The organism is Streptomyces sp. NPDC002868 (assembly GCF_055563295.1).
In genome coordinates, this window is record NZ_JBVHDR010000001.1 from 1,221,469 (window position 1) to 1,240,870 (window position 19,402).

Sequence of the window (19,402 nt, forward strand, 5' to 3'; positions counted from 1 at the left end):
TCCCCAGTATTCAGGGGCAGTAGGCATTGCGCACGTCCTGTTCCTCCACCTAGTTTAAGCAACTCGTTCATCGCGTTTACTCAGCCACTTAACTTCCGTATCAGGGGGAGGACTTCATGCGTTCAGCACGACGCAGAGTGATGGCGGCGGTCGGCGTGGCCGCTGCCCTCGCGGCCGTACTGGCCGCCGCACCCGGCGGCGCGGCCGCGGATCCGGTGACGCCCGGCAGGGCCGGGGTCGAGGTGGAGATACCCGGGCCGGAACACGGCACAGTCGCCGGATCCGGCCACACGCGCGTACCGCAGGAGGGCCGGGACCAGCCGTCCTCCCGGCTCTCGGCGGCCGAGGAGGCCGCCGACGGCGAGGTCACCAAGCTGGTGGACAACGGCTCCACCGCCGACCGGCTGGACATCGTCGTCGTAGGGGACGGCTATACCGCCGCAGAGCTGGCGCAGTTCCACACCGACGCCAAGGAGAAATGGGCCGAGTTGGCGGCCGTCGAGCCGTACACGACGTACCAGAGCCTCTTCAACGTCTGGGCCGTGGACGCCGTGTCGAACGAGTCCGGCGTCTCGGGCGACCCCGGGCCGGCCATCGTCCGGGACACCGCCCTGGGCTCGTACTTCTGGTGCGACGACATCGAGCGGCTGCTGTGCATCGACCAGGACAAGGTCGACGGGTACGTGGCGAAGGCGCCGGAGGCCGACTTGGTGCTCGTCCTCGCCAACAGTGCCAAGTACGGCGGCGCGGGCTACAACGAACCGAGCGCGACCCTCGGCTACGAGGGCATCTCGACCGCCTCGGCGGGCAACGAGAAGTCCGGCCAGGTCGCAATCCACGAGACCGGTCATTCGCTGGGCAAGCTCGCCGACGAGTATTACTACCCCGGCTACCCGGACTACGAGAAGTACACGGGCCCCGAGCCCGCCGATTCCAATATCTCCACACTGGCGGCCGAGGACATGTCCGGTCAGCGCGCCAAGTGGCACCGCTGGCTCGGCGAGGAGTCGCCCGACGGCGGCACGGTCGGCACGTACGAGGGCGGGGGCTACTACGTCACGGGGCTGTACCGGCCCACCGACAACTCCCTGATGCGTGTCCTCGGCAAGCCCTTCAACCTGCCCGGTGTCGAGGCGATGATCGCCGGCTTCTACCGGCATGCGAGGGTCGTCACCGCGGTCACCCCCACCGGTCGCACCCTCCGGCTGGGAGACACCGCGAAGGCCGCCGTACCCCGGCTGACGGGCGCGGACGGGCGTCAGCTGAGGATCCGCTGGTATCTGGACGGCAGGGAGTTGAAGCCCTTCGCGGGCCGTACTCAGGTGCGGGTGTCGGACGTTGCCCTGTGGCTGCTCGACCTGCGCACGCACAAGTTGTCGGTCACCGCCGAGGACCGTACGCCGTCAGTGCGTGACCAGGGAATCGCCAGGACGCTGAAGTCCACCATCAGCTGGCAGCTCCGGCTCTGAACGCCGGCCGGCCCGGGCGGGCCGCAAACGAAAAGGGGCCGCCGCCTCCCGGGTGTCCGGGAGGCGGCGGCCTCCTTGGTGGTCCCACTGCGCACGGTGATGTGAAGAATCTTTGACACGATGTCTGTGTTGCTTTACATTCGTGGAATGCCATACGAAGAGAAGAGCGCATGGGTCATGGGGGTGCTCGCGGTCGGTACGTATGCGGGCTACCTCGTCGTCATTCTTGGGCGAGCGGGGGACACCCCCCTCGTCGACGTGCCGTACGTGGCGGCGCTGCTGTGGGCCTTGGGCGTCTCGATCGCAGCGTCGATCGTGCTCCATATGCTCATCGGGATGTTCTGGTCGAAGGACGCCTACAAGAAGGACCAGCGCGACAGGGAAATCAATCGGTTCGGCGAACACATCGGCCAGTCATTCGTCGTCATCGGGGGAGTGGCAGCGCTCGGCATGTCGATGGCCGAGCTGGATCACTTCTGGATCGCCAACGCCGTCTACCTGGCGTTCGTACTGTCGGCGATCCTCGGTTCCACGGCCAAGATCGTCGCGTATCGCCGAGGTTTTCAGTCATGGTGAAGCCCACCAGGGTCACGAACGCGATCCGAGCCCTCCGGTTCACGCACGGAGAGATGACTCAGGCGGATCTGGCAGAACGCATCGGTGTGTCACGCCAGACCGTCATTGCCATCGAACAGGGCAGGTATTCACCTTCACTCGAATTGGCATTTCAGATCGCCAGGGTGTTCAGCGTTCCGCTCGACACTGTGTTCCAGTACCCGGACAGCGAAGGAAAGACGCCATGAAGGCAATAGTCCAAGAGAAGTACCGGTCACCCGATGGCCTGGAACTCAAGGAGATCGACAAGCCGGTTGTCGGCGATGACGACGTGCTCGTACGCGTTCACGCCGCCGGGGTCGACCAGGGCGTCTGGCACCTCGTCACGGGCCTGCCGTACCTCCTTCGCATTGTGGGATTCGGGCTGCGCAGACCCAAAACCCGTGTTCCCGGTCTGGATGTCGCAGGGCGTGTAGAGGCAGTCGGCCGGAACGTGATCCGGTTCCAGCCCGGCGACGAGGTGTTCGGCACCTGTGCGGGCTCCTACGCCGAGTACGCCTGTGCGCGCCAGGACAAGTTCGCGCCCAAGCCGGCGAACGTCACCTTCGAGCAGGCGGCGGCAGTCCCCACCTCCGCTTTCGCCGCCCTTCAGGGTCTTCGCGGCGGTGCACAGATCCAGGCAGGGCAGAAGGTGCTGGTCATCGGTGCGGGCGGAGGCGTCGGGACGTTCGCGGTGCAGCTGGCCAAGGAGTTCGGAGCGAACGTCACCGGTGTGTGCAGCACGAAGAAGACGGACCTGGTCCGCTCGATCGGCGCTGACGACGTCATCGACTACACACGTGAGGACTTCGCGGACAGCCCGCGCCGCTACGACCTGATCCTCGACACCGCGGGTGGTCGTTCGCTGTCCCATCTACGGCGTGCTCTCAGCCCTCGGGGAACTCTCGTCATCGTCGGATCCGAAGCGGGAGGACGGTGGGTGCAGGGCATCGACCGCGCGCTCCGGGCGGCGCTGCTGTCACCGTTCGTACGTCAGAATCTGCGGATGCTGGTGTCCACGGAGCGGGCGAAGGACCTCCAGTTGCTGGGGAAACTGATCGAGGCCGGCAAACTCACTCCGGTCGTCGACAGGACGTACTCGCTGAGTGAGGTTCCCAAGGCCATTGAGTATCTGAGGGCTGGTCACGCATGCGGCAAGGTCGTCATCACGGTGTGAGGAGACCAGTCCGTGCTGTGCGGGTGTGCCGGGCCAGGGCGGCTTGCCCGGTGTCGGCCGGTTCGGTCGGACGCTGTCTGAGAGAAAGCCGCCCCCACTCCTCGTCGGCTCATCACGCCGCGTCGAGGCGGGCCAACTCCTCGGCGGACAGCTTCAGATCCACCGCGGCAACCGAATCGCGGATGGTCTCGGGGCGCGAAGAGCCCGGAATCGGGATCACCACTGGCGCCTTGGCAAGCATCCACGCCAGGCACGCCTGCTGCGGGCTCACCCCGTGTGCCTGCGCCACGTCCGCGAACACGGCGAACTGTGAGCCCAGTCCGCCGGCATGCGTAATCCCGCCCAGCGGGCTCCACGGTAGGAACGCAACGCCCAGCTCCGCGCACAGCTCCAGCTCCGGCTCGCTGGAGCGGAATGAGGGCGAGAACTGATTCTGCACACTCACCAGCCGCCCGCCGAGGATCTCGTCGGCCTGCCGGATCTGATCGGGATCGGCGTTCGAGATGCCGGCGAAGCGGATCTTGCCCGCGTCCAGCAGGTCGCGTATCGCCCCGATCGACTCCGCGTAGGGGACCGTCGGGTCCGGCCGGTGAAACTGGTAGAGCCCGATGGCCTCGACGCCGAGCCGCTTGAGCGATGCATCGCAGGCCTTCTTCACGTACTCCGGTGAGCCGTTGAGGGTCCACGAGCCGTCGCCCGGACGCACGTGACCGCCCTTCGTCGCGATCAGCACGTCCGATGTGTCGCCGCCATAGCCGGCCACCGCGCGGGCGATCAGGGATTCATTGTGGCCGGCGTCGTGGGCGTCCCGGTGATAGGCGTCCGCGGTGTCGATCAGAGTCACGCCCGCCTCCAGCGCGGCGTGGATCGTCGCGACCGAACGCCGTTCGTCGGGGCGCCCCTCGATCGACATCGGCATACCGCCGAGACCGATCGCGCTGACCTGGACGTCGCCGATGGTGCGTGTCTGCATGGAGGTTCCTCCTGGAGATTCATTCGGTACGCCTCAGCCTCCACCGTGACGTTTAAGCTGTCCAACATAAGAATCTGATCCCTTTGAGCAGTACTGGTGATGAATCATGGAACTCCGGCAGCTCGAGTACTTCGTCGCCGTCGCGGAGGAATGCCACTTCACGCGGGCGGCCAAGCGTCTGCATGTCGCGCAGTCCGGGCTGTCGTCCTCGATCCGCTCGCTCGAGCGTGAACTGGGTGCCTCGCTGTTCCTGCGCAGCACCCGACAGGTCGAGCTGACCGCCGCCGGGAGGGCACTACTGGTCGAGGCTCGGCGGGCTCTGTCGGCGACTGACGCCGCCAAGGACGCCGTAGCGGCAGTGCAGGGTCTACTGCGCGGCAGCCTGGCGATCGGCTCCCTGCAGTGCCTGCACGCAGTGCACCTTCCGACCGTGCTCGCGAGCTTCCGAGCCGCACACCCCGGTCTGGAGATCGGGTTGCGTCAGGGAGGATCCGGGGAGCTGATCGACCACGTGCGCGCGGGGCGGCTGGATCTGGCGTTCGTCTCCCGCCCGGTACGGTGCCCGGACGACGTCGTGGTGGAGCCGCTCGTCGGCGAGCCACTCGTCCTCGCCTGCGCGCCCGAGCATCCGTACGCCGCCCGGGAACAGGTCGAGTTGGCTGAGTTGCGCGAAGAGCAATTCGTGGACTTCCACCAGGACTGGGGCACCAGAGACTTGGTCGACAACGTTCTCGCCGCCGCAGACGTCGAACGCCGTGTCTCGCTGGAGGTGACCGATACGCACTCCCTGCTCGATCTGGTCACTTGCGGGCTCGGCGTGGCGCTTGTGCCGCAGTCCTTCGCGGTCAAGACCGATCGAGTGCATTTTGTCGGGCTTGCAGGGGACGTACCGGCGTGGGAGACCGTCACCGTGACGGGCAATCCGACAAGTGCGGCCGCGGCGGCAATGCTGCGCGAGGTCCACATTGTGAAGAGCGGCCGCCGGTCTGACGTCATCGTCAACTGACGAACTGGCGTTGGCGGTCGCAGTGGCCCGGCTACTCGGGCGAGAGGACTTCCTCGACATCTTCAAGGGATCCGTCCATGACGGTCGGCACGGCGAGCGGGAGCCCCAAGGAGTTGTCGAGCGTGTCGGCGTGCGCGCTGGGGGAGGGGGCGATGAGGGATGCCACGACGCCGGTGACGAGAGACGCAACAGCGGCCATGCTTCGCTTCTTCATGACTTGGTCAACGTCCGGAGAGCTCCGACGTCACGGGTGCATGTGCCGGTCGGCGGGATGAGGGCAACACTGACTTCGGCTCCGGGGCCATCACGCGGCACGCCACCGACCAGCGGCCAGATCCACCGCCCCCCGGGGTCTCTTTCCCCGGCGCCCGTCGCACTTACAAGTGCTGCCGTTCGACCGATGAGTCTTGGCCACGGCCACAGTCCAACTGCTGCACCCTCAATACCGTTCCAACCGCTGCCCGCCCGAAGAAATGAGAAGGAACATGAACGCGATCGCCGACCGTTACCGCCGACACGCCGACGCCTTCGAGCGCAAGGTCGCCGCCGCGGGTCCCGATCAGTGGTCCAACCAGTCACCGTGTGAGGACTGGACCGCCCGGGACGTCGTGGGCCACATCATCGACATGCACGCAGTGATGCTGCGCCCCCTCGGCCGCTCTCTCAGCCCTGCACCCTTGCTGAAGGACGACCCGCTGGGAGCCTTCAAGTCCGCCCGCGCCGACGTCCAAGCCGTGCTCGACGACCCCGAGAGCGCCGGGACGGAATGCGACACCCCCAACGGCCGTATGACGGTCGAGCAGCAGATCGACCAGGTCATCAGCGACGACATGGTGCTTCACGGGTGGGACCTCGCCCGAGCCACCGGGCAGGACGACACGATGGACTCCGCAGACGTCGAGCGAATGTGGTCGTCCACCGCGGCGCTTCCCAAGGAAGTGCTGGAGATGCTGCGCACGCCGGAAGCGTTCGGTCCGGGCGTGAAGGTCTTCGGCCCGGAGGTGTCGGTCCCCGGGGACGCCCCGCTGCAGGACCGGCTGCTCGGTCTGATCGGGCGCGACCCTCGCTGAGCCCCACACCGAACGGGCCGGCCGCGGCGGCGCTGTAGCCCGGCAGGCCGCTCACCGGATGCCACCCCGCCGGGAACCCGGCAGGGTGGCCTCCACCAGGACGTTCCGCACAGACGAGGACTGCCCATGTCCGAGACCGATCACCGGCGCCTCGGCGTTGCCGCCGGGGCAGCGCTCCTCACCATCGCCGTTGCGGGCTGCTCCGACCTCGGCCGCGACGCTGTGGGCACCATCTCTTACCAAACCGAGGGGGACCGCCATGTGATGGTGTCCAACCCCTCGGTCAAGGGCTGCCACCGCCTCGGGTCCAGCGGCGCGACTGAGGTCACCAACAACACTCTGGTCGACATCGTCCTCTATCCCAACCACGACTGTTCCGGGGATGAGACGACGTATCTGGCGACGACGACGTCCGACCGCATCGCGCCCCGCGCCCGCTCGTGGCGCAGCTACACCGTCGTCCACTGAGTGCCTTCATCAGTGGCCTCGGCCCGCGCGTGGAACGGAACCGGCGCTGTACGCATCTGGACTGCGGGGAACAGTGAGTGAATGGGGGCGAGTCTTGATGACGACAGGCCAAGGTGTGCGCCGCGCGGGTGCCGTGACAGCGGTGGTCCTGCTCTGCTGTGGGCTGTTGGTGTCGTGCGGGCAGGAGCGGCCGGAGCGGGGTGTGGTGGTGGCCGACGACGGTGCCGTCCAGGGGCGGTCGGGAACGGCCGAGGGAAGCACGGATGAGACGACCGACGAGTCCGGAGCGGAACAGCCCGACCTGACGACCGAGGGCGACGGCGAGCCGGTTCTGACGTCCGAGGAGGAGATGGCGGGCTGGTACGACGCGAAGGCCGACTTCCGCGACTACCTCGCCTCGAACGGCGTCAGGACCGACGACGTCCTGGCCCCGATGGCCGGCAAGGTCATCATCCGCAAGGTGGGGGACGCCAATGAGGCGGAAATCAGGATGCAGGCGGGCTCCGGAACGTCTGAGGACATGCAGCGGGTGGCCGATGCGTTCGCCAAGTGGCGTCAGGACGTGTACGACGACACGGGCCGAGTGAGCGTCCTCGCCGGCGCCAAGATGGGTGGCATCGAGAAGGACTGGTAGCCGTCACAGCGCAGCGGCGATCGGCTTACAAGATGCAGGCTGCTGAGTGGACGCTGGGCATGACGCTCTCGGCATCCGAGCATGACATCGTCACCGAACACTCGCGAGGTCGGCAACGATGGTCGAGCAGAACGCTAGTCGGAGAGTCGCCTCAGCCTCCGGACTGACCAGACATCCGAGCAGTCGAGTACACGCGGCTCGCAAACTCCGCGATTTGTTCATCGCTCAAGTTCTTCGCGAGATTGGCCTCCGTGATCATGCCGACCAGGCTGTGGCCGCTCTGGACGTCGATCACCGGCAGCCGCTTGATCTGGTGTTCCTCCATGGTCGTCAGGACCTCGGTGGCGTCCGCTTCGGCATCGATCCAGTGCACCTTGGCATTGAGGGATCCGGCCTGCACGGTCGCCGGGTCGACGCCTTCGGCGCAGCACTTGACGACGATGTCACGGTCGGTGATCAAGCCTGTGAGCTTGTTGTTGTCGCCGCAGATGGGCAGGCAGCCAACGTCCAGATCGCGCATCATCTTCGCCGCCTCGAACAGCGACTGGTGCGCACCGACGCACTGCACGTTACTGGACATGATGTCTCGGGCTCGCAGCTTCTCAGCCATGATTTCCTCCTGGCCTCTTCAGCGTTGTGTCCTCCGCCATCGATCACAACACGAATGGCTCAACACCGCTCCCCGGGTGCGTCAGCGAGCCGGAGGAACCCATCTCGGCCGCGATCGAAAACGGATCCAGGCACTCGTATACCCGATGAGCGAGCATCCATGACGTGCGACGACGTCCAGGGTCCGGCGCGCGCCGCTGCGTCGTGATCATTGCTGTGTAGGTTCCCGACATGGCTGATGACTGGCGGATGGACCGGATCGGCAGTGCGCTGAGGGGGGAGAACCCTGCTGTGCTGCGGCGCCTGGACGCGGGGTTCGCGGTGATCGGGGACGTTCAGTTCCTGCCGGGATACTCGGTGCTCTTGGTGGATGAACCGGATGTGCAGCGGCTGTCGGACCTGCCGAGGGCTGAACGGCTGTCGTTCTTGTCAGACATGGATCGGCTCGGAGAGGCAGTCGAGCGGGCCTGCCGCCGTCTGGACCCCGCATTCCGGCGGGTGAATCTTGAGATCCTCGGTAACTCCGATGGCTTCCTGCATGCGCATGTGTGGCCGCGATTCCAGTGGGAGCCGCCCGATCTGGTGGGTATGCCGGTGTGGCTCTATCCGCGCGAAAGATGGTGCGACGGGCGGTTCGCGCTCGGCCCGCAGCACGCTGTCCTGCGGGAGGCGATCGGCTCGGAACTGGACCAGCTGCGGTCGGTGAGCTGACGGCGGCGTGACTCGTCGGGCGCTGAAGCTGCGCTGTTACGGCTCCACGTGACTGAATCCCACCTCGAAGCGTTCGACCGAGACAACCAGCTGGCCTTCCCGGTGCGCGACTTCCTCGCGGAGCCGGGTTCCCCGGTCCTCGCTGGCCTGCATGGCCTGCTTGTCATCCCACAAGGTCAGCGACTTGGCCTTCCCGGAGGCTCGGTCAACGAGGTAGAACACGCCACGGAAGCCGGGAACTTCCTGGATCTGATTGAGAATCGCCTCCCAGTTCGCGGTCAGGTCTCCCTCCGCAGGAACTGGTGACCCCTCATAGGTGCTCAGCCTCGCGAACATCGCTGCCAACCCTTTCCTGCCCGGCTGCCGGCCGGGGGGACAGGCAGCTCCAGGACCAGGGTGCTCCGGCAGGCCGCACGGCGCATGCCGAGCCCGGCCGCGCACCGTGCCCCGGCCGACTCGCAGGGCGGGCAGGTGCGGACCGGTTATTCGCCGGGATGCCGAGCATGTACTTCCCGGGGTGAGTGGCTCTGGGGCCGCGATGACCGCGAGCCTTGGCCAGTGCTTAAGCTGCGGCCCGCTGATGGTGCGAACGGGGTACGGGCTCCCCCAATCGAGCAGAGTCTTCGTTGGCCCTTTGCCTGTGCGAGGGAACGGGACGGGGCCCGGGTCGGGCCGCGGGGAGGGTGACGGCGTCGAGGTGGAGCAGCGCCTGCGTACTGGCACCTGTGGGTTCGCGCTCAGGCAACGGCTGCGGGCAGGGCGACGCCAGTGAGGCGTTCGGCTTCGGTCCACAGGCGGGCGTTGGTGGCGGCGTTGAGAGCCCTGCGGGTGGTGCGGGCGGTAGTGGTGGGGCCGACCAGTCCGAATCGTCCGCCCGGGCCGTAATAGCCGCCTGCGACGGCGTCGGGGCTGGTCGCGGCGTGCAATAGCGGTTCGGCGCCCTGCTCGGGCGCCTGCGAGGGCAGGAAGTCGAGCGAGGTGAGCAGTGAGCGCTTCGGCTTGTCGCGTCCGAGGCTCGCGCCTGCCGTCGAGGACGACGCGGACGACGCGGACGACGCGGACGACCGGCTCGGCCGTGTGACGGTCTCGACGGTCCGGTCGCTCGACGGTCTCCAGCAGTACGTGGTGGAGCTGGACCGGAGGGCCGGGGCCGAGCAGGGGCGGTTGATCGTCGCGGCGGTGGTGTGTCTGCAGGTGGTCCGGCGCTGGATCGACGGCTCCGGAGGCAGCCCCGCGTAGCTATGCCGGGCGGCCGGAGTGCAGGCTTTCCAGCCGTCGTTGCAACACTTGCAGCGCCCCGCGCTGACGGCCGGGAACGCTGCGGCGCAGCCTGACGAGACTCGGCGCGAGCGCCCGCGCCCGCGGCAGGTCCCGGATCTGCTCCCACTGGTGATGGGCGCGGTCGACCGCCCCTTCGACGTCCGGGTCGTCCGGGGCCTGCCGACGCGTCAGCCGGGCTTCGGCGGCGGCCATCCACAGCTGGCAGCTGAGGCCCGGATCCCGGGCGAGCCGGGCGAGATCGGCGCGTACTTCCAGCCAGTGGATCGCCTGCACCGATCCGGGCCCGTGGGTCCGCAGCTCCTGCTGCTCCCAGGCGGCGGCAGCGGCGGCGGCCTCGCTGTGCCGCCCGGCCTGCGCGGCAGCGAGGATCGCCGGATGCGGGTCGTCGGGCGAGGGCAGGGCTTGTGCGGTCGCGATCCGCGGGGTCGTGGCCTGCCGCGTGGCCGCGACCTGCGTAACCGGGCCGGGGACGGCCGCGACCTGCGTAGTCGGGCTCGAGGCGTTCGCGACCTGCGGGGCCGCGGCCTGAGTAGCCGGTCTCCACGTGGCCGCGACCTGCTGTTCGGCCGCGGGCGTGCCGGCCGTCAGCAGCAGCGCCTCATCGCCGCCTGCCCGCGCAGCGGCCTGTTCGTGCAGCGCGGCCAGGTCCGGCCGTGCTCCGCTGCGCCAGATCGCGGCGCACGCCTTCAGATAGTCGGGCGTCGCCGCGCCCCGCCGATGCGGTGCCGGGGCGACACGCCCGTACAGACGGATGCCGCGCCCCAGGGCGAGGCCCTGCGACGCGACGTGCTGCCACGCCTCGGCGTCGGCGACCAGGTCGACGACCACGGTCGTGGTGCCGGGGGGCCGGATCGCCGTTTCGGCGGTCAGCCAGTGCCAGGGAAGCGCCGTGTAACGCATCGTCGTAGGCGTGGTGCGGGCGAGCCCGAGATGCAGCAGCCGCTGCTTACGGTCGAGTTGGAGCTGCCCGGCGATGTACAGGAACAGCGGCCCCTCCGCGGCCGCCGTCGCCCGGATCCGGGTCAGGACGGTCTGCGGATCGAGGGGATCGGCGAGCTCGATCACCGTCGCGGCCGGTGTGCCGGTCAGCGCGCTGGGTGGGACGGCCGCGAGCGCGGGCAGCACGGAACTCGCGTCGATCAGACGCCCCTTGCCGACCGGCGCGGCCGCGATCAGCAGCGCGGTCCCCGGCGCCGCTGTGTCCCCTCCGGTGATCACCACACCCAGCACCGTAGCCGACGCCGCAGACAGCGAGCGCTCCATACGGTGTGGTCCTCACCTCGCCACGCCTGTCCGGAGCGGGCGTTCACTCCTCAGCACCACACCGGCACGGCGCGCCCGATCTCACCGCCGCCGCCGATCATTCTTGTCATGGCCCTTGCAGGACGAGGCGGACGCTGCTATTCCATCCGGTTAGGAAAGTTTCCTTCCAGTCCTTGAAGTGAGTCCGCACCACCAGCCCAGGCAACGGAGACCCCCATGAGACCGGCACGGTTCTGGTTACGCTCGCTCGGCGGCGTCGGCACGCTCAGCGCCGCCCTGCTCCTCGGCCTCACCGCGGCACCCACCGCCCCGGCCGCCCCCACAGCGTCCGAGGCCCCGGCGGCAGCCCCCGCCGCAGCCGTCACCCACGAGGCCGAGAACGCGGTCATCTCGCAAGGAGTCGTGGAGTCCAACCACACCGGCTTCACCGGCACCGGCTTCGTCAACTACAACAACAACACCGGCAGTTACGTCCAGTGGACGGTGAACGCCGCCCAGGCGGGGAGCGCGTCGCTCACCATCCGCTATGCCAACGGCACCACCACCAACCGCGCGATGGACATCACCGTCAACGGCGCCGCCGCGGCCACATCCCGCGCCTTCCCCGGCACCGGCGCCTGGACCACCTGGACGACGACCACCATCACCGCGAATCTCAAGGCCGGCGCCAACACCGTCCGGGCCACCGCCACCACCGCCAACGGCGGCCCCAACGTGGACCATCTCGCGATCGACGCGGGCGGCCCCGCCCCCGGCGGCAAGACCCCCGTCGAGATCAACGGGCAGCTCAAGGTGTGCGGCACCAAGCTCTGCAACCAGTACGGAAAACCCATCCAGCTGCGCGGCATGAGCACCCACGGACTGCAGTGGTACAGCCAGTGCGTGACCTCGGGCTCGCTCGACGCCCTGGCCACGGACTGGAACGCCGACGTCCTGCGCATCTCCATGTACATCCAGGAGGGCGGCTACGAGACCAATCCGCGCAAGTTCACCGACCTGGTCCACTCGATCATCGAACAGGCCACCGCGCGCGGCATGTACGCGATCGTCGACTGGCACATGCTCAGCCCCGGCGACCCGAACTACAACCTCTCCCGCGCCAAGACCTTCTTCACCGAAATCGCGCAGCGCCACGCCAACAAGAACAACCTGCTCTACGAGATCGCCAATGAGCCCAGCGGCGTGAGCTGGTCGAAGATCAAGAGCTACGCCGAGCAGCTCATCCCGGTCATCCGGCAGAACGACCCGAACACCCCCGTCCTCGTCGGCACCCGCGCCTGGTCCTCCCTCGGCGTCTCCGAGGACTCGGACGAGACCGAGATCGTGAACAGCCCGGTCAACGCGTCCAACATCATGTACACGTTCCACTTCTACGCGGCATCCCATGGCACGGAATACCTCAACACCCTCTCCCGTGCCGCCGACAAACTCCCCATGTTCGTCACCGAGTTCGGCACCCAGACCGCATCCGGCGACGGCGGCAACGACTTCACCAGAGCCCAGCAGTACATCGATCTGATGGCGAGCAAGAAGATCAGCTGGTCCAACTGGAACTACTCCGACGACAGCCGCTCCGGCGCCGTCTTCAAGGGCGGCACCTGCGACAACAACGGTCCCTGGACCGGCACCGGGCCGCTCAAGCCCGCCGGCGTCTGGGTCCGTGACCGCACCAGGACCCCGGACGACTTCCCGACGAGCTGACCCCGGTTCCGTACGACTCCCGCCCGCCCGTGTGATCCCATGGGCGGGCGGGGGCGCACGGAGACAGGAGCAGCATTGACCAGCTATCGCCAACCGGGAGTCGTCCTCGCGGACCGGCGTTTCACCGTCCCGCTCGACCACGCCGACCCGGCAGGGGAGCAGCTGGAGATCTACGGCCGCGAGGTCGTCTCCAGCGCGCGGGCCGGCGCGGATCTGCCCTGGCTGGTCTATCTGGAGGGCGGCCCCGGCTTCGGCGCCCGCCGCTTCATCGGCAAGCAGGCATGGCTCGGGCGGGCGGTGCAGGAGTACCGCGTACTGCTCCTCGACCAGCGCGGCACCGGCCGCTCCACACCCCAGAACCGGCAAACCCTGCCCCAGCGCGGCGGACCGCAGGCCCAGGCCGAGCACCTCGCCCACTTCCGCGCCGACAGCATCGTGCGCGACTGCGAGACCATCAGACCGCAGGTCACCGGCGGCGCGCCCTGGACCGTCCTCGGCCAGAGCTTCGGCGGATTCTGCGCCACGCACTATCTCTCCACCGCCCCCGAAGGGCTGCGCACGGTGATCGTCACCGGCGGTCTGCCCGCCCTGCACGCCCCTGCCGATGACGTCTACCGGGCCGCGTACCCCCGCATTCAGCGCAAGGTCGAGGCGCACTACGACCGCTATCCGCAGGATGTGCGACGGGCCCGCCGCATCGCCGAACACCTCGCCGAGTACCGGCCCGTGCTGCCCGGCGGCTACACCCTCACGCCCGAGGCCTTCCAGTCCCTCGGGATCCTGCTCGGCGGCGGCGACGGCAGCCACCAGCTGCACTATCTGCTCGAAGACGCCTTCGTCCGTACGGGACAGGGCCACGAACTCTCCGATGCCTTCCAGCAGGGCATGCTCGCCACCCTCTCGCACGCGGCACATCCGCTGTACGCCGTGCTGCACGAGGCGATCTACGCCCAGGGCGCACAGCCGACCGCCTGGGCCGCAGAGCGGGTGCGCGCCGAATTCCCGCAGTTCGACGCGGCGAAGACGCTGGCCGGCGACGGGCCGCTGCTGTTCACCGGGGAGACCGTCCACCCCTGGCACTTCGAGGTGGACCCCGCGCTGCGTCCACTGCGCGAGACCGCCGAACTGCTGGCCGCCCGCACCGACTGGACCCCGCTGTACGACCCTGCCCGGCTGGCCGCCAACGAGGTTCCGGTCGCCGCGGCCGTCTACCACGACGACATGTACGTCGACACGGAGCACTCGCTGCACACCGCCCGCACCATCCGCGGACTGCGCACCTGGGTCACCGACGAGTACGAGCACGACGGGGTGCGGGCGAGCGGATCCCGCGTGCTGGACCGGCTGCTCGCCCTCGCCCGCGGGGATGCCTGACCGGGCCGTCGGCCGCGCGACGCCGGACGCCCCGCACCCGCTCCCGCGGCGGCCCCGGCCCGCGCACGGCGGCCCCGCGCCGCACACCCTTACGCCCTCACGTCCACCCCGCCGCGCACCCCTACGCCCTCGCGTCCACCTCCGCGAAGACCAGCTCGTTGTTCACCGTCACCCCCGCCCGGTACCCCGCCCCCGCCGCATTCACGACCTGTTCTCCCGCCCCTACCGCGTTCCCCGCCGCCCACACGCCCGGCACACTCGTCCGCCCCGTCTCGTCCACCGTCACGAACCGCCCGAATGGCGTGTCGTCCGTCGCCGCGCCCAGCGACGTCAGCAGGCCGTCCTGCGGCCGAAAGCGCGGGCCGACGAAGACCACGGAACGGGGAAAGACACGGCCGTCGGCCATCCGGACGCCCGACAGCCGGTCCTCGGCGACGACCAGCCCGGCCACCTCACCCGTCACCACGGAGATCCCGGCCGCGGCGAGCCGCCCCCAGTCCTCGTCCGGGAGCTTGTCCACCGTGTGCAGGAAGAGCGTGACGTCGTCGGACCACTGCGAGACCAGCAGCGCCTGGTACGCGCCCTTCACGGGCGAGGCGATCACCCCGAAGGCTTCGTCCCGGACCTCCCAGCCGTGGCAGTACGGGCAGTGCAGCACATCCTGACCCCACCGCTCGGCGACCCCCTCGATGTCCGGCGGCTCGTCGACGAGCCCGGTCGTCACGATCAGCCGGCGCGCCCGCGCGATGCGCCCGCTCGCGACCGTCAGCGAGAACTCGTCCCCGTCTGCCGACACCCCCGTCACCCGGTCGTCCCACAACTCCACGCCGTACGCCGCCACTTCCCGCCGTCCCACCGCCAGGAACTCCGCCGGGCTCATCCCGTCCCGCGACAGATAGCCGTGCATGTGCGCGGCCGGCGCGTTGCGGGGCTCGCCCGCGTCGACCACCAGGACGCGGCGTCGCGAGCGCCCCAGAATCAGTGCCGCGCTCAGGCCCGCGGTTCCGCCGCCGATCACCACTACGTCGTACATCTGTGACCACCTCCGACACCGACAGTCGCTCCGGACCGGTGGGATTGACAAACCACGTTGCTGTTTACGCAAATAGATCCATGGACGACGACGCACGACTGGACGCCGTACTGGACGAGGTGGGACCACGGCTCCGCAGGATCAGACGGGAGCGCGGAGCCACGCTCGGCGCGCTCTCGGAGGTGACCGGGATCTCCGTGAGCACCCTGTCCCGACTGGAGGCGGGGCGGCGCAAGCCGAGCCTGGAGCTGCTGCTGCCCATTGCCCGGGCCCACCAGGTGCCGCTCGACGAGCTGGTCGGCGCGCCACCGGTCGGTGATCCGCGGGTGCGGTCGAAGCCGATCGTCCGGCACGGCAGGACGATGCTGCCGCTCACCCGGCAGCCGGGCGGCCTCCAGGCGTACAAGGTGGTGCAGCAACCCGGCAGCGGTGAGCCGGAGCCGCGCACCCACGAGGGGTACGAGTGGCTGTACGTCCTGTCCGGCCGGCTGCGGTTGCTGCTCGGCGACCACGATGTGGTGCTCGGCGCCGGCGAGGCGGCGGAGTTCGACACCCGTGTGCCGCACTGGTTCGGCCCGACGGACGAGGGGCCGGTGGAGTTTCTGAGCCTGTTCGGCCCGCAGGGCGAGCGCATGCATGTGCGGGCCAGGCCGAAGCGCGGCTGACGGGGTCTTCCCGAGCAGACAAGCGACCGCTTAGTATGCGACTGAGCGTGGTACTGCCTACGGTTTGTGGAGGCCCCGAAATGCAGGCATGGCGAGTGCACCGGAACGGCGAGCCGAGCGAGGTGATGCGGCTCGAAGAGGTGGAACGGCCCACGCCGGGCGAGGGGCAGTTGCTGCTGAGGGTCCGGGCCGCGAACATCAACTTCCCCGATGCGCTGCTCTGCCGCGGTCAGTACCAGGTCCGGCCGCCGCTGCCGTTCACGCCGGGCGTGGAGATCTGCGGTGAGACCGAGGACGGCCGCCGTGTGATCGCCAACCCCACGCTGCCGAACGGCGGACTCGCCGACTATGTCGTCGCCGACGCCGCGGCCGTGCTGCCCGCACCCGATGCCCTCGACGACGCCGAGGCGGCCGCTCTGCACATCGGCTACCAGACCGGCTGGTTCGGTCTGCACCGCCGCGCCCACCTCCAGGAGGGCGAGACCCTGCTGGTGCATGCGGCGGCGGGCGGCGTCGGCAGCGCGGCCGTCCAGCTCGGCAAGGCGGCGGGCGCGCGGGTGATCGGTGTCGTCGGCGGGGCCGACAAGGCACGCGCCGCACGGGAGTTGGGCTGCGACGTCGTCGTCGACCGCCGCGAGGACGACATCGTCGCCGCGGTCAAGGAGGCGACCGGCGGCCGCGGCGCGGACGTCGTCTACGACCCGGTCGGCGGCGACGCGTACGCCAAGTCCGTGAAGTGCATCGCCTTCGAGGGCCGCATCGTGATCGTCGGCTTCGCGAGCGGCGCGATCCCCACCCCGGGTCTCAACCACGCCCTGGTGAAGAACTACTCGATCGTCGGCCTCCACTGGGGCCTGTACAACCAGATGGACCCGGCAGCCGTCCGCGGCTGCCACGAGGAGCTCACCAAGCTCGCGGCCCAGGGCGTGGTCAAGCCGCTGATCAGCGGGCGCGTCGCCATGAAGGACGCCGCCGACGCCGTCCAGCGGGTCGCCGACGGCACCACCACCGGCCGCCTGGTCGTCATCCCGGAAGGAGAGAGCCGATGACGGACGCCTCCGAACTGCGCAGCCGTACCAAGGAGTTGCTCGCCGCACACCCTCCGGCCGGCACGGACCGTACGGACTTCCTGAAGGCACGCTTCGACGCGGGCCTCGCCTGGGTGCACTACCCGAAGGGGCTGGGCGGACTCGACGCCCCGCGCACCCTGCAGGCCGTCGTGGACGCCGAGCTGTCGGCCGCGGGCGCGCCTGACAACGATCCGGGCCGTATCGGCATCGGCCTCGGCATGGCCGCGCCGACCATCCTCAAGTACGGCTCCGAAGAGCTGAAGCAGCGCTTCCTGCGGCCGCTGTGGGTCGGCGAGGAGGTGTGGTGCCAGCTGTTCAGCGAGCCCGGCGCGGGGTCGGACCTGGCCGCGCTCGGCACCCGCGCCGTCAGGGACGGCGACAACTGGGTCATCAACGGGCAGAAGGTGTGGACGTCCAGCGCCCATGTGGCCCGCTGGGCGATCCTCATCGCCCGCACCGACCCCGATCTGCCCAAGCACCGCGGCATCACGTACTTCATCTGCGACATGACCGACCCTGGCGTCGAGGTGCGGCCGCTGCGCCAGATCACGGGTGAGGCGGAGTTCAACGAGGTCTTCCTCACGGATGTGCGGATACCCGACGCACACCGGCTCGGCGAGGTCGGCGAGGGCTGGAAGGTCGCCCAGACCACCCTGATGAACGAGCGCGTCTCGATCGGCGGCAGCCGTATCCCGCGCGAGGGCGGCATGATCGGCCCGATCGCGCAGACCTGGCGCGAACGCCCCGAGCTGCGCACGCACGATGTGCAACAGCGGCTGCTGACCCTGTGGGTGGAGGCCGAGGTCGCCCGGCTGGCCGGGGAACGGCTGCGCCAGCAGCTCGCCGCCGGACAGCCCGGCCCCGAGGGCAGCGGAATGAAGCTCGCCTTCGCCCGCCTCAACCAGGAGATCAGCGGTCTGGAGGTGGAACTCCTGGGCGAAGAGGGCCTGTTGTACGACGACTGGACCATGCGACGCCCCGAATTCGTCGACTTCACCGGGCGCGACGCCGGCTACCGCTATCTGCGTTCCAAGGGCAACTCCATCGAGGGCGGCACCAGCGAGGTGCTGCTGAACATCGTCGCGGAACGCGTACTCGGTCTGCCCTCCGAGCCGCGCAACGACAAGGACGTCGCCTGGAAGGACCTGGCTCGATGACCGATCTGCTGTACTCCGAGGCCGAGGACGACCTGCGCGCCGCCGTACGCTCCCTGCTCGCCGACCGTGGCGACACCGCGTCGGTGCTGGCGCGCGCCGAGGCGGGCGCGCCGCACGACCCCGAGCTGTGGAAGGCGCTCGCCGGTGACATCGGCGCGGCGGGTCTGCTCGTACCGGAGAAGCTCGGCGGGCAGGGCGCCTCGCACCGGGAGGCCGCGGTGGTCCTGGAGGAGTTGGGCCGTAGCGTCACGCCTGCGCCGTACCTCACCAGCTCGGTGATCGCGACCGAGACGCTGCTCGCTCTCGACACCGACACTGCGGAGGTCGCCGATCTGCTGACCGCCCTCGCGAGCGGCAGGAAGGCCGCCGTACTCGCCGTGCCTCTGTCGGCCTCCCCGCACGGGCCGCTTCCCGTCGACGCACCCAGGATCACCGGGGTCGCGGACGCCGCCGTCGCCGATGTGCTGCTCGTGCTGAAGTCCGACGGGCTGTACGCGGTCGACAAGGCGAGCGTCACCGTCGAGGCGCAGACCCCGCTCGACCTGACCCGTCCGCTCGCCGCCGTGACCGTCGGCGACATCGCGCAGGCAACCCGCCTTGCGAACGCGGCAATCGCCGAGCAGGCCGTACGCCGCGGACTGCTCGCCGGGGCCGGACTGCTCGCCTCCGAGCAGCTGGGGCTCGCCGAGTGGTGTCTGGAGGAGACGGTCCGTCACACCCGAGAGCGGCACCAGTTCAACCGTCCGATCGGGTCCTTCCAGGCGCTCAAGCACCGTATGGCGCAGGTGTGGCTCGAGGTTGTCTCGGCCCGCGCCGCGGCGCGCAACGCCGCCGACGCCCTTGCCACCGGCAGCCCGGAGGCCCCTTTGGCCGTGGCCGTCGCGCAGGCGTACAGCTCCCGGGTCGCCGTGCACGCCGCGGAGGAATGCGTTCAGTTGCACGCCGGAATCGGCATGACCTGGGAGCACCCCGCGCATCTGTACCTCAAGCGTGCCAAGGCCGACGAGATCGCCCTCGGCACGCCGGGACGTCACAAGGAGGCACTGGCCGAACTGATCGGTCTCCAGGCTCCGTAGGGGCCGGAGGCAGTCGCACCCTTTCTGGCCGCCGCGCTGACCACCGGCGCGGCGGCCTGCTCGAACCCGGG

The 19,402-nt window shown here is 69.2% G+C and carries 23 protein-coding genes; 16 read left to right on the plus strand and 7 right to left on the minus strand.

The genetic code is table 11. The annotated features are described in order from the left end of the window. The first annotated feature begins 116 nt into the window (after nt 1-116). The 4 genes from ACZ3H8_RS05625 to ACZ3H8_RS05640 all read left to right on the plus strand — a co-directional run bounded on the left by ACZ3H8_RS05625 (nt 117) and on the right by ACZ3H8_RS05640 (nt 3,240). A complete protein-coding gene (locus ACZ3H8_RS05625) occupies nt 117-1,469 on the plus strand; it encodes a M64 family metallopeptidase (protein ID WP_467397735.1) in 1,353 nt (450 codons plus the stop codon). Nucleotides 1,470-1,616: 147 nt separating this feature from the next. Further along, on the plus strand, nt 1,617-2,045 hold the full coding sequence (locus tag ACZ3H8_RS05630; protein WP_467397737.1) for a hypothetical protein: 429 nt from the start codon (nt 1,617-1,619) through the stop codon (nt 2,043-2,045). Next, a complete protein-coding gene (locus ACZ3H8_RS05635; protein ID WP_307659656.1) occupies nt 2,039-2,272 on the plus strand; it encodes a helix-turn-helix transcriptional regulator in 234 nt (77 codons plus the stop codon). Before ACZ3H8_RS05630 ends, ACZ3H8_RS05635 begins: the two co-directional genes overlap by 7 nt. Continuing rightward, nucleotides 2,269-3,240, plus strand: coding sequence for an NAD(P)-dependent alcohol dehydrogenase (locus ACZ3H8_RS05640; RefSeq protein ID WP_467397741.1), 972 nt, complete (start codon nt 2,269-2,271; stop codon nt 3,238-3,240). The genes ACZ3H8_RS05635 and ACZ3H8_RS05640 overlap by 4 nt, the downstream gene beginning before the upstream one ends. 112 nt (nt 3,241-3,352) lie before the next feature. Here ACZ3H8_RS05640 and ACZ3H8_RS05645 read toward each other — a convergent pair whose 3' ends face one another. Continuing rightward, a complete protein-coding gene (locus ACZ3H8_RS05645; protein ID WP_467397743.1) occupies nt 3,353-4,213 on the minus strand; it encodes an aldo/keto reductase in 861 nt (286 codons plus the stop codon). 106 nt (nt 4,214-4,319) lie between these two features. Between ACZ3H8_RS05645 and ACZ3H8_RS05650 the strand changes: the two genes are divergently transcribed. Next, entirely contained in the window at nt 4,320-5,219 is a 900-nt protein-coding gene (locus ACZ3H8_RS05650; RefSeq protein WP_467397746.1) for a LysR family transcriptional regulator, read from the plus strand. Between the two features lie 31 nt (nt 5,220-5,250). Here the strand turns inward: ACZ3H8_RS05650 and ACZ3H8_RS05655 are convergent, their stop codons facing one another. Further along, on the minus strand, nt 5,251-5,418 hold the full coding sequence (locus ACZ3H8_RS05655; RefSeq protein WP_467397748.1) for a hypothetical protein: 168 nt from the start codon (nt 5,416-5,418) through the stop codon (nt 5,251-5,253). Between the two features lie 286 nt (nt 5,419-5,704). On the opposite strand from ACZ3H8_RS05655, the gene ACZ3H8_RS05660 reads away from it, so the two are divergent. From ACZ3H8_RS05660 to ACZ3H8_RS05670, 3 genes are all read left to right on the plus strand, one after another. Further along, on the plus strand, nt 5,705-6,289 hold the full coding sequence (locus ACZ3H8_RS05660) for a TIGR03086 family metal-binding protein (RefSeq protein ID WP_467397751.1): 585 nt from the start codon (nt 5,705-5,707) through the stop codon (nt 6,287-6,289). Nucleotides 6,290-6,415: 126 nt separating this feature from the next. Then, nucleotides 6,416-6,757: a hypothetical protein gene (locus ACZ3H8_RS05665; RefSeq protein WP_467397753.1), complete on the plus strand. Its 342-nt coding sequence runs from the start codon at nt 6,416-6,418 to the stop codon at nt 6,755-6,757. A 97-nt stretch (nt 6,758-6,854) separates the two neighbouring features. Continuing rightward, nucleotides 6,855-7,391, plus strand: coding sequence for a hypothetical protein (locus ACZ3H8_RS05670; RefSeq protein WP_467397755.1), 537 nt, complete (start codon nt 6,855-6,857; stop codon nt 7,389-7,391). Nucleotides 7,392-7,542: 151 nt separating this feature from the next. Here ACZ3H8_RS05670 and ACZ3H8_RS05675 read toward each other — a convergent pair whose 3' ends face one another. Next, on the minus strand, nt 7,543-8,001 hold the full coding sequence (locus ACZ3H8_RS05675; protein WP_467397758.1) for a CBS domain-containing protein: 459 nt from the start codon (nt 7,999-8,001) through the stop codon (nt 7,543-7,545). A gap of 230 nt (nt 8,002-8,231) precedes the next feature. Here ACZ3H8_RS05675 and ACZ3H8_RS05680 point away from each other — a divergent pair, with 230 nt between their 5' ends. Then, entirely contained in the window at nt 8,232-8,711 is a 480-nt protein-coding gene (locus tag ACZ3H8_RS05680) for an HIT family protein (RefSeq protein ID WP_467397760.1), read from the plus strand. A gap of 36 nt (nt 8,712-8,747) precedes the next feature. Here the strand turns inward: ACZ3H8_RS05680 and ACZ3H8_RS05685 are convergent, their stop codons facing one another. Beyond that, nucleotides 8,748-9,047 carry a hypothetical protein gene (locus tag ACZ3H8_RS05685; protein WP_467397763.1) on the minus strand — a complete coding sequence of 100 codons (300 nt, stop codon included), beginning with the start codon at nt 9,045-9,047 and terminating at the stop codon, nt 8,748-8,750. Between the two features lie 401 nt (nt 9,048-9,448). Beyond that, nucleotides 9,449-9,637 (minus strand): hypothetical protein, encoded by a 189-nt coding sequence (locus ACZ3H8_RS05690; RefSeq protein ID WP_467397766.1) that lies wholly within the window; start codon nt 9,635-9,637, stop codon nt 9,449-9,451. A gap of 52 nt (nt 9,638-9,689) precedes the next feature. On the opposite strand from ACZ3H8_RS05690, the gene ACZ3H8_RS05695 reads away from it, so the two are divergent. After that, a complete protein-coding gene (locus ACZ3H8_RS05695; RefSeq protein ID WP_467397768.1) occupies nt 9,690-9,950 on the plus strand; it encodes a hypothetical protein in 261 nt (86 codons plus the stop codon). On the opposite strand, the gene ACZ3H8_RS05700 is transcribed toward ACZ3H8_RS05695, so the two are convergent. Beyond that, nucleotides 9,951-11,255, minus strand: coding sequence for a hypothetical protein (locus ACZ3H8_RS05700; protein ID WP_467397770.1), 1,305 nt, complete (start codon nt 11,253-11,255; stop codon nt 9,951-9,953). 216 nt (nt 11,256-11,471) lie between these two features. Between ACZ3H8_RS05700 and ACZ3H8_RS05705 the strand changes: the two genes are divergently transcribed. Both ACZ3H8_RS05705 and ACZ3H8_RS05710 read left to right on the plus strand, forming a co-directional pair. Further along, nucleotides 11,472-12,956, plus strand: a complete 1,485-nt coding sequence (locus tag ACZ3H8_RS05705) for a cellulase family glycosylhydrolase (RefSeq protein WP_467397772.1) — start codon at nt 11,472-11,474, stop codon at nt 12,954-12,956. Nucleotides 12,957-13,031: 75 nt separating this feature from the next. Further along, complete coding sequence (locus tag ACZ3H8_RS05710) at nt 13,032-14,330, plus strand: alpha/beta fold hydrolase (RefSeq protein ID WP_467397775.1); 1,299 nt, start codon at nt 13,032-13,034, stop codon at nt 14,328-14,330. Between the two features lie 121 nt (nt 14,331-14,451). Here the strand turns inward: ACZ3H8_RS05710 and ACZ3H8_RS05715 are convergent, their stop codons facing one another. Beyond that, nucleotides 14,452-15,363 carry an NAD(P)/FAD-dependent oxidoreductase gene (locus ACZ3H8_RS05715; protein WP_467397777.1) on the minus strand — a complete coding sequence of 304 codons (912 nt, stop codon included), beginning with the start codon at nt 15,361-15,363 and terminating at the stop codon, nt 14,452-14,454. An 80-nt stretch (nt 15,364-15,443) separates the two neighbouring features. On the opposite strand from ACZ3H8_RS05715, the gene ACZ3H8_RS05720 reads away from it, so the two are divergent. The 4 genes from ACZ3H8_RS05720 (at nt 15,444) to ACZ3H8_RS05735 (ending at nt 19,331) form a co-directional block, all read left to right on the plus strand. Next, the gene (locus ACZ3H8_RS05720; protein ID WP_467397780.1) at nt 15,444-16,028 is read left to right on the plus strand and encodes a helix-turn-helix domain-containing protein; all 585 of its coding nucleotides are present in this window, start codon (nt 15,444-15,446) and stop codon (nt 16,026-16,028) included. An 80-nt stretch (nt 16,029-16,108) separates the two neighbouring features. Beyond that, nucleotides 16,109-17,077: an NADPH:quinone oxidoreductase family protein gene (locus ACZ3H8_RS05725; RefSeq protein ID WP_467397782.1), complete on the plus strand. Its 969-nt coding sequence runs from the start codon at nt 16,109-16,111 to the stop codon at nt 17,075-17,077. Further along, on the plus strand, nt 17,074-18,255 hold the full coding sequence (locus ACZ3H8_RS05730; protein ID WP_467397784.1) for an acyl-CoA dehydrogenase family protein: 1,182 nt from the start codon (nt 17,074-17,076) through the stop codon (nt 18,253-18,255). Before ACZ3H8_RS05725 ends, ACZ3H8_RS05730 begins: the two co-directional genes overlap by 4 nt. After that, on the plus strand, nt 18,252-19,331 hold the full coding sequence (locus ACZ3H8_RS05735; RefSeq protein WP_467397787.1) for an acyl-CoA dehydrogenase family protein: 1,080 nt from the start codon (nt 18,252-18,254) through the stop codon (nt 19,329-19,331). The genes ACZ3H8_RS05730 and ACZ3H8_RS05735 overlap by 4 nt, the downstream gene beginning before the upstream one ends. Nucleotides 19,332-19,402 lie beyond the last annotated feature (71 nt).

Excerpts from the sequence above, each read along its gene's own strand:
- ACZ3H8_RS05625 (WP_467397735.1), top strand. The coding sequence starts at position 117 with ATGCGTTCAGCACGACGCAGAGTGATGGCGGCGGTCGGCGTGGCCGCT.
- ACZ3H8_RS05630 (WP_467397737.1), top strand. The coding sequence starts at position 1,617 with ATGCCATACGAAGAGAAGAGCGCATGGGTCATGGGGGTGCTCGCGGTC.
- ACZ3H8_RS05635 (WP_307659656.1), top strand. The coding sequence starts at position 2,039 with ATGGTGAAGCCCACCAGGGTCACGAACGCGATCCGAGCCCTCCGGTTC.
- ACZ3H8_RS05640 (WP_467397741.1), top strand. The coding sequence starts at position 2,269 with ATGAAGGCAATAGTCCAAGAGAAGTACCGGTCACCCGATGGCCTGGAA.
- ACZ3H8_RS05645 (WP_467397743.1), bottom strand. The coding sequence starts at position 4,213 with ATGCAGACACGCACCATCGGCGACGTCCAGGTCAGCGCGATCGGTCTC.
- ACZ3H8_RS05650 (WP_467397746.1), top strand. The coding sequence starts at position 4,320 with ATGGAACTCCGGCAGCTCGAGTACTTCGTCGCCGTCGCGGAGGAATGC.
- ACZ3H8_RS05655 (WP_467397748.1), bottom strand. The coding sequence starts at position 5,418 with ATGGCCGCTGTTGCGTCTCTCGTCACCGGCGTCGTGGCATCCCTCATC.
- ACZ3H8_RS05660 (WP_467397751.1), top strand. The coding sequence starts at position 5,705 with ATGAACGCGATCGCCGACCGTTACCGCCGACACGCCGACGCCTTCGAG.
- ACZ3H8_RS05665 (WP_467397753.1), top strand. The coding sequence starts at position 6,416 with ATGTCCGAGACCGATCACCGGCGCCTCGGCGTTGCCGCCGGGGCAGCG.
- ACZ3H8_RS05670 (WP_467397755.1), top strand. The coding sequence starts at position 6,855 with ATGACGACAGGCCAAGGTGTGCGCCGCGCGGGTGCCGTGACAGCGGTG.
- ACZ3H8_RS05675 (WP_467397758.1), bottom strand. The coding sequence starts at position 8,001 with ATGGCTGAGAAGCTGCGAGCCCGAGACATCATGTCCAGTAACGTGCAG.
- ACZ3H8_RS05680 (WP_467397760.1), top strand. The coding sequence starts at position 8,232 with ATGGCTGATGACTGGCGGATGGACCGGATCGGCAGTGCGCTGAGGGGG.
- ACZ3H8_RS05685 (WP_467397763.1), bottom strand. The coding sequence starts at position 9,047 with ATGTTCGCGAGGCTGAGCACCTATGAGGGGTCACCAGTTCCTGCGGAG.
- ACZ3H8_RS05700 (WP_467397770.1), bottom strand. The coding sequence starts at position 11,255 with ATGGAGCGCTCGCTGTCTGCGGCGTCGGCTACGGTGCTGGGTGTGGTG.
- ACZ3H8_RS05705 (WP_467397772.1), top strand. The coding sequence starts at position 11,472 with ATGAGACCGGCACGGTTCTGGTTACGCTCGCTCGGCGGCGTCGGCACG.
- ACZ3H8_RS05715 (WP_467397777.1), bottom strand. The coding sequence starts at position 15,363 with ATGTACGACGTAGTGGTGATCGGCGGCGGAACCGCGGGCCTGAGCGCG.
- ACZ3H8_RS05720 (WP_467397780.1), top strand. The coding sequence starts at position 15,444 with ATGGACGACGACGCACGACTGGACGCCGTACTGGACGAGGTGGGACCA.
- ACZ3H8_RS05725 (WP_467397782.1), top strand. The coding sequence starts at position 16,109 with ATGCAGGCATGGCGAGTGCACCGGAACGGCGAGCCGAGCGAGGTGATG.
- ACZ3H8_RS05730 (WP_467397784.1), top strand. The coding sequence starts at position 17,074 with ATGACGGACGCCTCCGAACTGCGCAGCCGTACCAAGGAGTTGCTCGCC.
- ACZ3H8_RS05735 (WP_467397787.1), top strand. The coding sequence starts at position 18,252 with ATGACCGATCTGCTGTACTCCGAGGCCGAGGACGACCTGCGCGCCGCC.